Source organism: Bacteroidota bacterium, assembly GCA_035506275.1.
Lineage (GTDB): Bacteria > Bacteroidota > Ignavibacteria > UBA10030 > UBA8401 > JAGVPT01.
This window is the reverse complement of the sequence record DATJPT010000001.1, coordinates 1-14,712: the sequence shown is the minus strand read 5'-3', so window position 1 is coordinate 14,712 and position 14,712 is coordinate 1. Positions and strand designations below refer to the sequence as shown.

Below are 14,712 nucleotides of genomic sequence, written 5' to 3'. Positions count from 1 at the left end.
GCCGACAATATCTGCTATACTTTGACAGAGGTTGTTTTTCTCCCGGATTTATGAGGCCATACACCGCGTGTCCTTGACGAGCTAACGACCGCATCATTCCAATGCTATGTTTCATTCCTGATTGCGTTACCAATATATTCGCCATTGATGAATTGAGTCGTTTATTTCTGATATGAGGCGATAATCCGTAAGGAGGGATAATCCGACCTGCGAAACGCACGTACGTTAGAAACCGCAGCAAGAATAAGGAAATGGAACAACTCTAGCATAAGTCGAGCATATCGTCTGAGAGTTTTGATACCCGGCCCCCTGCCCGTTCTATTCCACTCATCACAAATGTCAATATGCATCCGCATGATACTGTTTGATTTCATGGAGACTTTCCAAAAACCTTTTGCACCTATCGTCTCGCTACAAATCATTGTATATCCTTTGTTCTGCAGCATCCGAGTCAGATTTTCGTGATCGAATTCCCACAAATGCTGGTCGAGCGAAGTCGGTAGAAAAAGGTCCGCGAAAATGGCTTTCTTTTCGAGATTGCCATCTGGGACCTCTATGAACAAAAAATGCTTTGGGAATGTCTGGATAAAAAAGTCCAAGGCGTAGAGAGGGTTGGGTAAATGCTCCATCACATGTGAGAGGGCAACAAGTGTGGGTTCAGAGTGATCATCATGAGGTAAAGGATATTGACCCATGAATCCATTGTACATGTTTACACGCAGAAACTCTCTTGCTTGAATGACAGATTCCAGATCGGGTTCAATTCCCGCCGCAAAAGAAATCCAAGGTAATCCAGACATAATCTTGACGAGCCATCCATTTCCCGCACCATACTCGACGAATCTGAATGATGGGGGGTGCGGCAATTTTGACATGGCTCGTAATATGAAGTCTCGCTGGCTTTCGGCCATTTCCTTTTGCACCTTGTCCGGGTATCGAAATGTATTGCTTGAGTAATAGTTTTCAAGTTGCTCAGCGGTGGGGATAGGATCCCTCCACACTAAACCGCACGAAGGGCATTCATAGATATATGATTCAACAGAATCAAATATTCTTTTTTTGAACCTTCTAATTGGTTGCGCCTTACAAACGATACAGGAAGGATCTATCATGGATTCTCAACTAAATGATAAGCGCACTATCCACGGCAAACATGAATGTCTTCAATTTTGCCGCGCGCTTTTAATCCAGGTAAAAAATGAGTTGGATTTCTTGATTCAAAACAGAAATAAAGGAATTTCGAACTTTGCAAAAGTTATCGGAAATTCTGAGTGACAGCAAAATTGATCGGTCATTGCCGAATGACCTGGTCCATGATTTCGAGTAACCGGGACGATCGCCTCTCGACTGAAAAATTCGTCTCAACTCTCTTCCGACCCTCACTCCCGTTCTTCATGCTCGTCATTGCTGATCTGATTGCCGAAACAGCCCCTAAGAGGTCGCCATACTGCACCAGATAGCCTGTCTCTCCAATCACTTCGGGCAATGATGTATTAAGTGTACCAACCGCGATACATTCACATGCCATCGCCTCTGCGCACGCGACGCCGAACCCTTCGTGCGCTGACAACTGAGCATAAACCTTAGCGCGCTGATAGAATACGGCCAATTCATCCTCGGAAACATAACGGGGCACAAAATTCACGTTTGTGGGGGCGGACTCCTTAAAGGATTGTCCGATTTCGTCGCCAACGTTAAATTGACCTATGATGAGAAACTGATATTCCGGCAATGCACGTGCGCATTGCAAAAAAATGTCCAGACCTTTTTGAATAACTGTAAATCGTCCGATACCATTACACACCGTGATCACCAAATTTTCCTTCTGTCCGGATGGCTTGTAACGCTTTATGTCAACACCCGGATAAAGAGTCTCTGTCCTGTTCTCGGGAGAAAATCGCAAAGTGTCGCGGCGTGAGAAATTTGAAAATGGCAGGACGCGGTCGGCGCGCTGAAGGGTGAGCCGCTGCAACCATCGCTTCCACCATGTTCCCATTTCGCCCCATGCTATTCCGGGAACATACGCAACATCAAATCCACCTGTAATGACAACGACACGTGCTCCAAACATTTTCGAGAAGGCAACGATGACCGGTGCAAGGTGCGGAACCGAGAACCACATCATAACACAAGCAATATCGCCATGGATCAACTTGGTCCAGAGGGTGCCCACAAGCCAAAGTAGTTTTGGTTTTCGCAATCGCTCTATACCCAGAATCTCAACCGAGTAGTGAGCGGAGAGTATCGAGGCATCAAGGGGCACGAAAGGAGATCTTTCAGTGTGACAAATAATTAGTATTTTATTACGCATTTTTCTAATTCTCTTGTAATGATATCAAAATCCCCCAATGGTTGAAAATTTAAGCCTAAGAATGGTCCTTGGTAGAGTTATCTTCCATTACTTGGCGTACTATGAATCTGCCAAAATCATCGAGATGAAATTGAATTGTGATCGTTCTATGCAGGAAATTGAAGCTCTTTGCTCCAAAACTAGTTGCCACATATCAAGGCGTCGTCGAGTTAAGGTTCTCAACGACTCTTGGTTGTTTAACAAGAGCCATACCCGAGCCTATTAGAGCTTTGGTATAGCATTGGCGCGAAAGGATTTCTCATTTGATGAGATGCAGCCATATAAAGCTGCCATAATAATGGCATAACGCCCCTTTGGGAACGCGGGAAAAGCGGCAAAGTCATTTCATATTCCGTAACTTTTCTTTATTAGCTCATTAAAAAATCACTGCCCGACTGCTGAGAGTGGTGAGCTCGAATCTTAGCGCAATCGGCCTAAGGAGGATGTTCATCGAATTCTTTGATTAGGCAGTTTATGACTTGCCGGACAAATTTTGCGGCATAATCGCTAGTATTTTAGTTCGAATTCGCGCATTTATACTTCGGAAATCATTACGAAATGATATGATATAATCAAGAAATTCCCGTCCGCTCAATTTAGAAATTCTCACAAACAAGATGAGAGAAAACAGAGTAGAAACACAGTAGGAAAAAGAGGAAGCAATCGCGGCACCTGGTATTCCAATTCGAGGGATCAGGGTAATGTCTAGGACAATAGTAAATACCAATGCGACCAAAGCAATGAGGGTGTTGAATCCGGGTTTTCCGACACCCGCCATATAAGAGGCGAGAACATTTGTAATGCTAAAGATTACAATTCCAGGAAGAAGGATTTGAAAAGGCAGCACAGATGCAGCAAATTTTTCACTAAATAATACGACAATGAAGTAAGGAGCGAGAAAGAACGCGAGAATTCCTCCAACCAGCGTTACGGCAAACGTTGCTGTTGCTGCTTTCGCCAAAATTTTTTTAGACTGCTGATGGTTTGAAGCTACCGTTGGGAACAGGACCGATGCCATTGATGCAGAAAGGAGCCATGGGATTTCCACCAAATTCACTGCGAGGACATAAATCCCGACGGAAAAGGTTCCCAGAAACGCATTCACAAGGAATGCGTCAAGCCTGTAATTCAGGAATTGCAATATCACTCCGGCTTGAAGTGGTAATGAGAATCGAAGTAGATTCTTGTAGTCGGTCCATGTCATCCCCACCTTGTAGCGAGTAAATATTGTCGACCGATAAGCAACAATGATCATAGTAAAAGTCACAAAATTACTCACGGAAAATAAAATTACCGCCAGAGGCACGGTAAGCATCCCGAAGACATACGACAGCAGAAGCGTCGATGCAAGCATGCCTTGACTACCAAGATATAGGTAATTGTTGAGAAAAATTTTATTTTCCCCGATAATTATACCTTGTGCGAATAGATTGAAGAAGGCGACTGGAATTATAACTAGTGAGCTTAAAATCGTAGGTGTTAACTTTTCAATTGGGAATAGATGCGCTAGAAGCCCTGTTCGATAGCTTGCATAGAGCAAGAGCAAGGAGACTAGACTTGCGCCGATTGCTAGAAGAAAAGAACCCCGCATGAGTTTTTCCAGTCCAAGACGATTGCTCGCCAGGAAGTAAGTATTTGAACCGGGAATCCCGAAATTGAGAAGCGTAGTGAGTGTAGTGATTATAAGAACAAGAAGGTTGTATTCACCACGTCCTTCCGGCCCAAGGGCTCGTGCGGTAACAATGCCAATCACTAAGCCGAACACGAGTTTAAGAATTACGTTCGTGGCTACGGTATGGAGATAATTCTTTCCGAGGACGCCCATCAAGCGTGAGAAATAGGGGGATTCTTGGTGTCGATAAGTGAAACCATATAAAAAACCCTGCTTAACATGCATAATATATCAAAAAAAGCAGAAAAAACCATTCTAAGCACGATCTTTGCAACGATTTCTTCAATTTTTCGTATATTCATGAAACGAAAACTGCCATTTCCATGAAATATTTTGACGAACATCCCCGTGTTGTCAGGATTCTGATCGGCGCGCTGGCACTGTACTTGTTCGCGTTCGGTGGAGTCGCATTCTATCGCTACGCCAGCTCGCCGACCGATGAGAATTTGTTCATGAATTCTTCGTCGACCCTCTATTTTGTCAGGAGTCTCCCGGGCGCTGTCGTCAAGAGATCCTCCTATATCGCCCTGGCAACAGTAGCGCCGCGCAACGTCGATTCAATCTGCGTTGGAGACCTTCTTGTTTCGGTGAACGATCACAGCGTCTCGGATCCTTCGGATGTTGACGGCATCGTTGCGAAGAATGCGGGTGATTCACTTGTCGTGACGGTCGACCGGTCGACCGAAACAGCCCGGATGATCCTCAAAGTCCGGAAGCGGGGGTTTTCTTCCGCTCTGGTGCGGGTCATTCCTCCGACAGCGAACGTCTGCGACGTGACCGAAGGGGGGGCGTCGGACCGCGCTGGCATGAAGGTAGGCGACCTGATCCTGAGGATCAACGGACATGGGTTCAACAATGTTCTTCAAGCTGATTCCATCATGCGGCAGGGACAGATCGGAAAGTCGATCGTCTATGAGATCCTCCGCGGCAATCAGACATTGCGGCTGAACGTCACCCTTGCCGCGTTCGGGTTTCCGATCTCGCTTCTCGTCGTCTTCCTGTCGGGAATATTGTATATGGTCACCGGAACCTTCCTGTCGCTCAAGCGCCCGGGACTGAAGGCCGCCCGGCTCCTCGGACTTTCGTTCCTCGTGTTCGGATTTTTCGTTGTCGTGACGCTCCTTCAAAGGGACGTCTACGTCGATTGGTTCGTTCTGGTGCGCGGATTTACGATGGTCTGTGCCCTCTTCTTTGGCATCGCGCTCACGTTTCACAGCAGGATCTACTTTCCTATCGAAAGGCCGGAGCTGCTCTCGCGCCCGTGGCTGCGGATCGTCATGTATGTGCTTGCCGCTTTGTCGGTGACGGCGACGATGCTGCTCAAAGGAAATACCGCCTTGCTGTGCATAGGCATTATGGTTCTGGCGATCGCCGCCGTCTCGATTTTCTTCTGGAAGCAGGCCGGCCATGAGTACAAAAAACTATCCCGCATCATCAATTGGGTTTCGGTCGTTGCGATGGTGCTTGTGATCGTGTGCGGATACCTCGTCAACACGACAAGCAGCCAGACATATTTCGGGTACATGGGAGCCTTCCTGGCCGCCATTCCATTATCGCACCTTTACTCCATCGGCCGGTACCGGCTGCTTGACCTTGACCTGCGCGTGCGGCGGAATATTCAATACTCCATTATTTCATGGGCCTGGATCTTGGCGTTGGCCGCGGCCGCGATCGAAATCCTCCTCACCCTTCCGCAGGTTAAATTAAATTTGCCCAACGTCAGGCTCACGGGGACGTCGATTGAGATTCTCAGCACGCCGTCGCTGCCGGGGCAGCAGGAGCCGTTCGAAAAAGCGGTATTGATGGCAGTGGCCGGATTGCTCACGCTCGCGATCGGACTTGTCGGAAGAAAGGGGCAGGAGTTCATCGACCGGCTGTATGACCGTGCCCGCTACGATTATCGCCGCGCCGCAAATGAACTCGCCGAGGTGATGGGGACGAGGCTGGGCATGGTGGACCTGGCCCGCGGCATCGTGGAAAAACTGAGCGAGCTGATGAAGCTGAAGCGCGCCGGCATCGTCTTCTTCCGGGACGAACACACCTGCTGCTGCACGGAGACTCAGGGTTTTGACGGCACTTCGTGGAAAAGATTCTGCCTCCTCACCGACAGACGACTGGTGGAGGCGATCCAAAAATTCAAGGGGGAATTCAGCGTCGATTATCTGCCGGTGGACATCAAAGAGAATTTTCGTCAGCAAGAATTCCAGTACGTCATCCCGATCCGGTCGAAGGAGAAGCTGATCGGCGCGGTCTTCGTCGGAGAAAAATTATCGGAGTCGACCTTCAAGCAGGAGGATCTGCAGCTCCTTTCTTCGACCGGGAAGCAGGCTTCAGTGGCTATCGAGAATGCGTTTTTGTACGAAGAACTTGCCGAGCGGGAGAGGATCAAGCACGAGCTGGACATCGCCCGCCGGATCCAGGAAGGATTGCTCCCGAAGAAAATTCCGGCGGTCAAAGGCCTTGACATGTCCGGAATTTCAATTCCCGCTATGTCGGTCGGAGGGGATTATTTTGATTACATCCAGCTGGGGGCAAAAAAAGTTCTCGTCGCCGTTGCCGATGTTTCGGGAAAGGGAATGTCGGCGGCGCTGTACATGTCGAAGATCCAGGGAATGGTGCAGCTCGCCGCCCACATGTACAAAACGCCGAAAGAAATGCTTGTCCATATCAACCGCCGGATCTTCGAGGGGATGGAGCGGAAAGCATTCATTACGATGATCCTTGCCGTCTTCGACCTGCAGAAAAAGGAAGTGCGCATCTGCCGCGCCGGGCACAATAAAGCCCTGATCGGGGTGAACGGCACGCTGCAATTCCTTGACGCACATGGCATCGGTCTGGGGTTGGAACGCGGGAAAATTTTTGAGGAGGAACTGCAGGAGATCCGCAAGCCCCTCACCAAAGACGGGATCTTTGTCTTTTACACGGACGGATTGACTGAAGCCATGGACGAGAGAAATAACCAATTCGGCGAAGAGACCGTGCACAAGGTCGTGCAATCGGGGCGGACGCTCACCGCAGCAGATCTGCAGAAATCGATTCTTACCTCGGTCCAGAAGTTTCGCGCCGGCGCTGAACCGCACGACGACCTGACGCTGGTCGTCGTCAAATCGTCCCGCTGATCAGCAGCAACGCGATTAGGAATTTATGTTCGTAGGACAGGCATTTGTCCGTTTGAAGCATCCTTCGGATACCGCCTGTCCTGAGATTCGGTCAGACAAGAATGTCTGATCTACGAAGTCGAAATTTGCCCTCTTTCCGCTGATTACCCCCTCTTCAACGCCAGCAGCATGTCGCAGACCTCCCGGACACACCCTTCCCCCCCTTTTTTCTTCGTGATGTAGTGCGCGACCTTTTTATTGTCGTCGGTTCCGTCGGCCGGCGTCGCGGCAAACCCCACGCGCTTCATCACTTCAAGGTCATTGATGTCGTCCCCGATGTATGCGACCTCATCCCACGTCAGCGAATGACGCTTCATCAGCATTTCCATCGACGCCACCTTATCGCGGGCGCCCTGCACAAGGTCGGAGATCTTCAGCTTTGCGGCGCGCCGTTCCACGATCTTCGTGTCTTCGCTCGTGACGATCGCAAGTTTGTATCCCGCGCTGCGGAGGAGCACCAGTCCCATTCCGTCACGCGTGCTGAATTTTTTCAGCTCGTCCCCCTGTTCCGAGTAATACATCCCGGAATCGGTGAGCACGCCGTCGACGTCGGTTGCGAGCATTCTGATCTTTTTGAGGCGGGGGAGAAGCGATTTATTTATCATGGGTTCTCTGTGGTGAAATTTGTCATTCAATGATTGCTTTGACAATATGATCCTGCACCTCTTCGGTCAGATACGGATGCATCGGTACGCTGAATACGGAATCGGCGGTCCGCTCGCTCACCGGAAATTGTCCCCGTTTGTATCCAAGGCCGCTGAACGCTTCCTGCAAGTGGAGCGGCTTCGGATAATAGATCGCCGTCGGAACTCCTCTGGATTTCAACTTCTGCAGCATCTCGTCCCGGTGTTCGGTCAACAGTGAATATTGAGCCCACACGCTGACGCAATCCTCGCGGACATACGGCGTTACAGCGTGTCCTTTGAGTTGTTCAGAATACCGCGCCGCGATTTTGTTTCGCAGCCCGATCTCTTCGTCAAAGATCTCCATTTTCGCCAGCAGGACGGCTGCCTGCATTGTATCAAGCCGGCCGTTGATCCCGATGCGCACATTGTTGTATTTGTCGCTTCCCTGGCCATGAACGCGAATGGAGCGGAGTTTCTCCGCCATTGCGTCGTCGTTGCAGAAGACCGCGCCGCCGTCGCCGTAGCAGCCGAGCGGCTTCGCGGGAAAGAATGAAGTAGCCGCAACATCGCCCATGCTTCCTGCTTTTCTTTTTTTGTACGTGGCCCCGAAGGATTGCGCCGCATCCTGGAGAACAAACAGGCCGTGTTTTTTTGCAACCGACCCGATCGGATCGTAGTCGGCTGTCTGCCCGAAGAGGTCGACGGGAATAATTCCCCGTGCTTTTTTTCCGGGGTTCGTTTTCACAAACTTCTGAATTTCTTCTTCCAGTTTGACCGGGTCGATGTTGTATGTTTTCGGGTCGATATCGACAAACACGGGAGTGGCGCCGAGGAGGGCCACGACTTCGGCAGTTGCAATGAACGTGAACGGAGAAGTGAAGATGACATCTCCCGGTTTGATGCCGTATGCCATAAGGGGCATAAGAAGAGCATCGGTGCCGCTCCCGCAAACGATACAATGCTTCACGCCGACATAGCGGGCGAGTTTTTCCTCGAGCTCGGCAATTTCCGGTCCCATGATATATGCGCCGTGGTCCATGACCTTGTTGATGCGGAGTTCAAGGGAAGCACGGATGCGCCGCTGCTGCGCCTTAAGGTCGATGAAGTCGATTTTTCCGATTTCTTTTGACATGGTATCTCTTCCTAAAAGAATTTGGTTTTTCTCAAATTGTTAGATCGTAGCATCAGATCCATAAGGACTCAACTATCGTCTCTGTCATCCTGAGCGGGCCCGCTTTTCAGTACAAATCGAAGGATCCGCGACATTACAGCAAGGTCACTCGCAGGTATTTCAGATGGCAGATTCTGCTGTTCCGGTAGAACAGTCATGGATGCTTCGCTGAGATCCGCATGGCATGACGCACAGTATGTCATGGTGGAGATATTGTTTCGTTTGCCCTCTATGAACTGTCCCTCACACTGTCCCAATAAATTCTTCTATCTCGCGAACCCGTTCTTCCCAGCTGTTCCGTCTTGCTTCTTCTTTTCTTGCGTGAACATGCTGTGCCGAGGTCAACGAGAATGCCTTCTCGACCGCGGCGAGGAACGACTCTTTGGTCGTTGCGTTAAGGACGATAGATTCTTCCTTCCCTTTTGGACCGACCGTCGACACGACCGGCTTCCCCGCAGCTAGATATTCATAGAATTTTAGCGGCGCCGCATAGTACGTTGAAACTTCGTCCAGTGTATACGGAAGGAGGCAGACATCGAATTGACCGATGTAACTGGGGACCTTATCAGAAGGTTTCGCCCCCAGGAAGTGAACGTTCCCCCTTCTTTTCAGTGCATCTACTTTTTCATAGTATTGCCTGTCGCTTTCGGTCACCGGGCCGACGATAACGATCGACCACTCCGGACGGGAGGAGGCGACGTACTCGAGCAGGTCGAGGTCGATGATGTGGCGTACAACTCCCGAATATCCGACGATTGGTTTTTTGATCGTTGACAACTCTTCCGGAATTTCTCCGCTGCCGAGCGCTTCCTCGAAAAGGGGGTAATCAACGCCATGATGCACCGTGGAGATTCTTTTAGCATACGGCGATTTTTCTTCCGTCAATTTTTCCGAAACGGTGATGACAGCATCGGCTTTTCTTATGAGCGTCCGTTCCAGCGAGACGACTTTGTGCCGGAGCGATGCTTGATTATACAATTTGTCGAAGGCATCATTGCAAAAGTACAGCGAAAGATGTTCGTCCATGTGTCCGACGATCGAGCTTGCATTATAGGCGAAGATGATGAGCAGCGGATCTCGGAACCCGAGACCCTTCATCTTCCGCCGCATGAAGAATCGCGCGGCAGTCCAGTTGATCCGGCTGACGATCGAACTGAATTCGCCTAACGGCAGAAATGGAATGACGGAGAGGATAAATAGATTCTTTCTTATTTCCCGGGGGGCGCGAAGAAACCGGAAGAACTTCGAGATGTCGGGATTCTTAATGAATTTTGAGAGCGAGTAAAACGCTTCGACGAAAAGGACCCGATTCCCCTGTTTAGCGAATTCATTTGCAAGGTGATGGCGGATGCGCCGCGGTCCATCCCATTCCGAAAGCGTGACGAGGACAATGTCCTTATGTTTGAGAAGATCTTTTGACCCGCTCTTCATACGCGGCGCTCACGGTTCACGGGTTGGTTTTGCACGCTTCGATCAGCGCGGCGGCGACATATTCAACCTGAGCATCGGTAAGCTCGGGGTAAAGCGGAATGCTGAGAATCTGGGGCGCGTAGCGTTCGGCGACGGGGAAGTCGCCAGTTCGATAATTCAGGTAACGGTATGCAGGCTGCTGGTGAAGAGGAATCGGATAATGGATGCCGGTGGCGATTCCCTTTTCCTTGAGATGAGCGCGGACCTTTTCGCGATTATTGACCCGCACAACATAAAGATGGTAGGCGTGAGTCGAGTTTTTCCTGACCGCCGGTATCGAGACAATATCGTGACCGCGCAGCAATCGATCAAAATGTGAAGCGTGAAGTTGCCGCCGCTTGACCCATTCACCGAGATAGCGAAGCTTGACGTTGAGGATCGCCGCCTGGAGCGTGTCGAGCCGGCTGTTGTACCCCTCTATCTTGTGCTCGTATTTTTCCAGGCGCCCGTGGTTGGCCAGCATTCTGACATGCTCGGCGAATTTCTCATCGTTCGTTGCGACGGCCCCCGCGTCGCCGTACGCTCCGAGATTTTTTCCGGGATAGAAACTAAAACAGGCCGCCTTTCCGAAATTTCCAACCTTCGTTCCGTTGTATGTCGCTCCATGCGCCTGTGCCGCGTCCTCAATGACGATGAGGTTATGCTTTTTTGCGATCTGCTGGATCGGTTCCATGTCGGCCGGCTGGCCGTAAAGATGGATGGGGATGATCGCTTTAGTCTTCGGAGTGATCTTCTCCTCGATCCTTGTCGCGTCGATCGTATATGTCGACGGATCGTTGTCGACAAAGACCGGCTTCGCGCCGGCTGCCGTGATGGCTTCGGAGGTGGCGATGAAAATATTCACCGCCGTGATGACCTCGTCGCCGCTTCCGATGCCGCAGGCCCGGAGCGCCAGGTGGATCGCGTCCGTTCCGTTGCCCACCCCGACCGCGTATTTCATCCCGCAGAATTCTGCAAACGACTTTTCAAATGACTTGATGGCGCTGCCGCCGATGAAATCGGTCTGATTAAGCACGCCTTGAATGGCATTGTCAATTTCGGTTTTGATGGAAAGGTACTGGCTCTTTAAGTCTACGAGAGGAATATTCATTGCACTTTCTTATACGGGAGATTGGATATTTTATTGATGGTCCTGGCGGGGTTCCCGGCGACGACGCTGTTCGGGGGAATATCTTTTGTGACCACCGAACCAGCGCCGACCAGAGCATTTTCCCCGATCGTCACCCCCGGGAGGAGCGTCGCATTTGCCCCGACCTTTGCGTTCTTCTTGACGATCGCTCCTTTTAACTCTTTTTTGACATTCGGAGAGAGAGGATAGAGTGCATTGGTGATGACCACATGAGGTCCAAGCCAGCATCCATCCTCGAGAATCGATGTCTCCGGCACGAAGGCGCTGGTGTGGATGCGCACGTTTGAGCCGATCGTCACGTGATGTTCGACCACCGACGAGGTTCCGATGCTGACATTGTCCCCGATACGATTCTCTTCGCGCAGCAGCACGTGATGTCCGGTCTGGAAATTATCCCCGATGGTATTTCCCGCATAGATCACCGTGTGAGAGCGGATGACCGCATTGTTCCCGATCGTCGTCGGCAGTTCCCCGGATTTCTTCCCCCGCGGAGGGACGCCGATGATGACGTAGTCTTCGATCACCGCGTTCCGGCCGATAGCGACGTTGGGATGAACCTTGTAGGTCGCAGTAGTTCTAAGCGTTTTGCGCGTAGATTTTTTCGATGATTTCAACGGTTTTCATTCCTTCGCCGCCGCCGGTGGCGATCGGCGCGTCGTTCGAGAGAACATCGATGACGTTCGCGTAGACTTTATCGTGGTTTGACATGGAGCCCTGGTAGAACCCGTATTCGTTGGCCGGAGCCCCCTGCGGGACGTCCTTGATTTCATAGCCGTCGATCGCCTGGTGTTCCAGCACGTTCAAATACTGCCCGCCGACCTTGATCGTCCCTTTTTCGCCGAAGAGGGTGATCGACCCTTCCATATTCCGCTTAAAACTATTCACCGTGTAATTGATCGTGCCGATCGCTCCGTTTGCGAATCGGACGAGAACGACTCCCGTGTCCTCGAACTGAACGGTTTTCGGATGGGCAAAATTTTTCGTTATCGCCTGGACGCTCTCTACATCCCCGACCATCCAATAGAGCAAGTCGATGAAATGGCTGAACTGCGTGTACAGCGTCCCGCCGTCCAGATTTTTTTTCCCTTTCCAATCCGACTCTTCGTAGTAGCGGTCGTTCCTGTTCCAGAAGCAATTCAATTGGACGCTGTAAATTTTCCCGAGTTTCCCATCGTCGACGGCTTTTTTCATCGCCACGATCGGAGGGTTAAAGCGGTTCTGTTTGACGATGAAGAGATTTTTTTTCGACTTCTCCGCCGCGGTGATCATGTTGCGGCAATCCGAGGTCGTCAGCGCCATCGGCTTTTCGCAGAGGACATGCTTCCCCGCATTAAGCGCCTTGATCGTGTGTTCGGCGTGGAATGCGTTCGGCGTGCAGATCGAAACGACGTCGATCGTCTTTTCTGCGGCCAGCAGATCGTCGATCTTAAAATATTGACGGCACGAATATTTTGTCCCCAGTTCCTTGGCTCTTTCTTGTTTGACGTCACAGACCGCCTTTAACTCTGCCATTTTGCTGATATGCTCGGCATGCCGCTGGGCTATCCTGCCGCAACCGATAATTCCAAAGGTGATTTTCTTCATGGTGAGCGTTTTTCCGAATCTTTGCGTTAAAAATTCCATCCAATTTATTCATTTTTCGAAGCAATTGCAAAGTTGGCGGGGGAAGGGGAGTGTTCTAGCCTCACGATTGGCCCGTTTGGGGGAAGGGTGTACTGGCTCCCATTCTCCGATTGGGAACGGAGTCAAATTCTCATACTTGCATTTAATTGCAATTAATCATACACTACTCCCCAGCACATGGGGCAAATGGGGCATTCTTTCACATCCTTACTCTTCATAAATTTCTTCCCCCAGAAGTCACCTGGTTGATTCAGCGGAGTATGACCCAGTCGGGACAACAAACCCAGGCGAAAGATTCCCCATAAAACGATCTTCCACAGCGTTGGATTTTTTCGATTTACGTATGTAATGGAGACAATTATAATTGATCCGATTCGCATATTGACACTACGGAATTTGTGACAGAGGAGGAACAACATGGAACGTGATATTATGTCATTAAGAAGAAAAATTCAGAATCATCATCCAAGCATCATCGTCATGATGCATTCATATTTTTTTTGGGTCTCTATTTTGACATTCTTGTTTGTTCTGAATGTCCAGGCTCAATTTTATCAGGTTGGAAATAAACTTGTCGGCACTGGAGCAGTGGGCGCTTCATATCAGGGGGCGTCGGTTGCCCTTTCTGGTGACGGCAATACAGCCATTGTCGGTGGGCATGAAGACAACGGAGGCGTTGGGGCGGCATGGATCTACAATCGAGTCAACGGAGTGTGGAGTCAGCAGGGAACGAAGCTCGTCGGATCGGGCGCTACGGGTGTTTCCACGCAAGGTGTGTCGGTAGCACTCTCATGGGATGGTAACACGGCAATTGTCGGCGGATACTATGACAATGGATTAGCTGGTGCAGCCTGGGTATTCACAAGGAACGGGAACGTATGGAAGCAGCAAGGGGGAAAGCTTATTGCGAACGATGCGATTGGGAGTTCGTTTTTCGGCTATTCGGTCCATCTGTCGGGTGATGGCAACACGGCTGTAATCGGTGGTCCGGTAGACAATGGCCAGCAATACGCAGCTGTAGGAGCAGCTTGGGTCTTCACTCGCAGCGACAGTATTTGGAGGCAACAAGGGAAAAAACTCGTTGGGACAGGTGCCTCAGGCCTTGCGTATCAGGGTATTTCGGTGGCAATTTCATCAGACGGAAATACGATTATTGTAGGTGGAAACAGTGACAGTGCGAACGTAGGGGCTGCGTGGATATTCACTCGAAGCGACACTGTTTGGGAACAGCAAGGGAACAAGCTCGTGGGATCTGGCGTTGTCAGTCCAGCTCAGGAAGGGGATTGCGTTTCTTTATCGAGCGATGGGAATACAGCTATTATTGGAGGAGGTTTTGACAACAGTGACAAGGGCGCAGCATGGATATTCACACGAAGCGGAGCAACATGGACGCAGCAAGGCACCAAGCTGGTTGGAATCGGTGCGGCGGGCAATGCATTGCAAGGTTCAGCCGTTTCGATTTCCGGCGACGGAAACACTGTGATCGTTGGCGGCTATAGTGACAGCAGCAATA

11 protein-coding genes are annotated in these 14,712 nt (G+C 50.4%); 2 read left to right on the top strand and 9 right to left on the bottom strand.

The genetic code is table 11. The features are described from left to right. Nucleotides 1-161: 161 nt before the first annotated feature. From VMF88_00055 to VMF88_00045, 3 genes are all read right to left on the bottom strand, one after another. Nucleotides 162-911: a methyltransferase domain-containing protein gene (locus tag VMF88_00055; GenBank protein HTY09435.1), complete on the bottom strand. Its 750-nt coding sequence runs from the start codon at nt 909-911 to the stop codon at nt 162-164. Nucleotides 912-1,291: 380 nt separating this feature from the next. Then, nucleotides 1,292-2,311 (bottom strand): glycosyltransferase, encoded by a 1,020-nt coding sequence (locus VMF88_00050; protein ID HTY09434.1) that lies wholly within the window; start codon nt 2,309-2,311, stop codon nt 1,292-1,294. Between the two features lie 511 nt (nt 2,312-2,822). Beyond that, nucleotides 2,823-4,247, bottom strand: coding sequence for a polysaccharide biosynthesis C-terminal domain-containing protein (locus VMF88_00045; GenBank protein ID HTY09433.1), 1,425 nt, complete (start codon nt 4,245-4,247; stop codon nt 2,823-2,825). 98 nt (nt 4,248-4,345) lie between these two features. On the opposite strand from VMF88_00045, the gene VMF88_00040 reads away from it, so the two are divergent. Further along, on the top strand, nt 4,346-7,141 hold the full coding sequence (locus VMF88_00040; GenBank protein ID HTY09432.1) for a SpoIIE family protein phosphatase: 2,796 nt from the start codon (nt 4,346-4,348) through the stop codon (nt 7,139-7,141). Nucleotides 7,142-7,284: 143 nt separating this feature from the next. Here VMF88_00040 and VMF88_00035 read toward each other — a convergent pair whose 3' ends face one another. From VMF88_00035 to VMF88_00010, 6 genes are all read right to left on the bottom strand, one after another. After that, nucleotides 7,285-7,785 carry an HAD-IIIA family hydrolase gene (locus VMF88_00035; GenBank protein ID HTY09431.1) on the bottom strand — a complete coding sequence of 167 codons (501 nt, stop codon included), beginning with the start codon at nt 7,783-7,785 and terminating at the stop codon, nt 7,285-7,287. A gap of 22 nt (nt 7,786-7,807) precedes the next feature. Continuing rightward, complete coding sequence (locus VMF88_00030; protein ID HTY09430.1) at nt 7,808-8,938, bottom strand: DegT/DnrJ/EryC1/StrS family aminotransferase; 1,131 nt, start codon at nt 8,936-8,938, stop codon at nt 7,808-7,810. A gap of 282 nt (nt 8,939-9,220) precedes the next feature. Further along, nucleotides 9,221-10,408: a glycosyltransferase gene (locus VMF88_00025; GenBank protein ID HTY09429.1), complete on the bottom strand. Its 1,188-nt coding sequence runs from the start codon at nt 10,406-10,408 to the stop codon at nt 9,221-9,223. A gap of 16 nt (nt 10,409-10,424) precedes the next feature. Further along, complete coding sequence (locus VMF88_00020) at nt 10,425-11,537, bottom strand: DegT/DnrJ/EryC1/StrS family aminotransferase (protein ID HTY09428.1); 1,113 nt, start codon at nt 11,535-11,537, stop codon at nt 10,425-10,427. Then, a complete protein-coding gene (locus VMF88_00015) occupies nt 11,534-12,190 on the bottom strand; it encodes a DapH/DapD/GlmU-related protein (GenBank protein ID HTY09427.1) in 657 nt (218 codons plus the stop codon). The genes VMF88_00020 and VMF88_00015 overlap by 4 nt, the downstream gene beginning before the upstream one ends. Next, a complete protein-coding gene (locus VMF88_00010) occupies nt 12,153-13,160 on the bottom strand; it encodes a Gfo/Idh/MocA family oxidoreductase (GenBank protein ID HTY09426.1) in 1,008 nt (335 codons plus the stop codon). The genes VMF88_00015 and VMF88_00010 overlap by 38 nt, the downstream gene beginning before the upstream one ends. A 456-nt stretch (nt 13,161-13,616) precedes the next feature. On the opposite strand from VMF88_00010, the gene VMF88_00005 reads away from it, so the two are divergent. Further along, the coding region (locus tag VMF88_00005) for an FG-GAP repeat protein (protein ID HTY09425.1) at nt 13,617-14,712 on the top strand (1,096 nt) is incomplete at its 3' end.

Excerpts from the sequence above, each read along its gene's own strand:
- VMF88_00040 (HTY09432.1), top strand. The coding sequence starts at position 4,346 with ATGAAATATTTTGACGAACATCCCCGTGTTGTCAGGATTCTGATCGGC.
- VMF88_00030 (HTY09430.1), bottom strand. The coding sequence starts at position 8,938 with ATGTCAAAAGAAATCGGAAAAATCGACTTCATCGACCTTAAGGCGCAG.
- VMF88_00050 (HTY09434.1), bottom strand. The coding sequence starts at position 2,311 with ATGCGTAATAAAATACTAATTATTTGTCACACTGAAAGATCTCCTTTC.
- VMF88_00035 (HTY09431.1), bottom strand. The coding sequence starts at position 7,785 with ATGATAAATAAATCGCTTCTCCCCCGCCTCAAAAAGATCAGAATGCTC.
- VMF88_00025 (HTY09429.1), bottom strand. The coding sequence starts at position 10,408 with ATGAAGAGCGGGTCAAAAGATCTTCTCAAACATAAGGACATTGTCCTC.
- VMF88_00055 (HTY09435.1), bottom strand. The coding sequence starts at position 911 with ATGGCCGAAAGCCAGCGAGACTTCATATTACGAGCCATGTCAAAATTG.
- VMF88_00045 (HTY09433.1), bottom strand. The coding sequence starts at position 4,247 with ATGCATGTTAAGCAGGGTTTTTTATATGGTTTCACTTATCGACACCAA.
- VMF88_00020 (HTY09428.1), bottom strand. The coding sequence starts at position 11,537 with ATGAATATTCCTCTCGTAGACTTAAAGAGCCAGTACCTTTCCATCAAA.
- VMF88_00010 (HTY09426.1), bottom strand. The coding sequence starts at position 13,160 with ATGAAGAAAATCACCTTTGGAATTATCGGTTGCGGCAGGATAGCCCAG.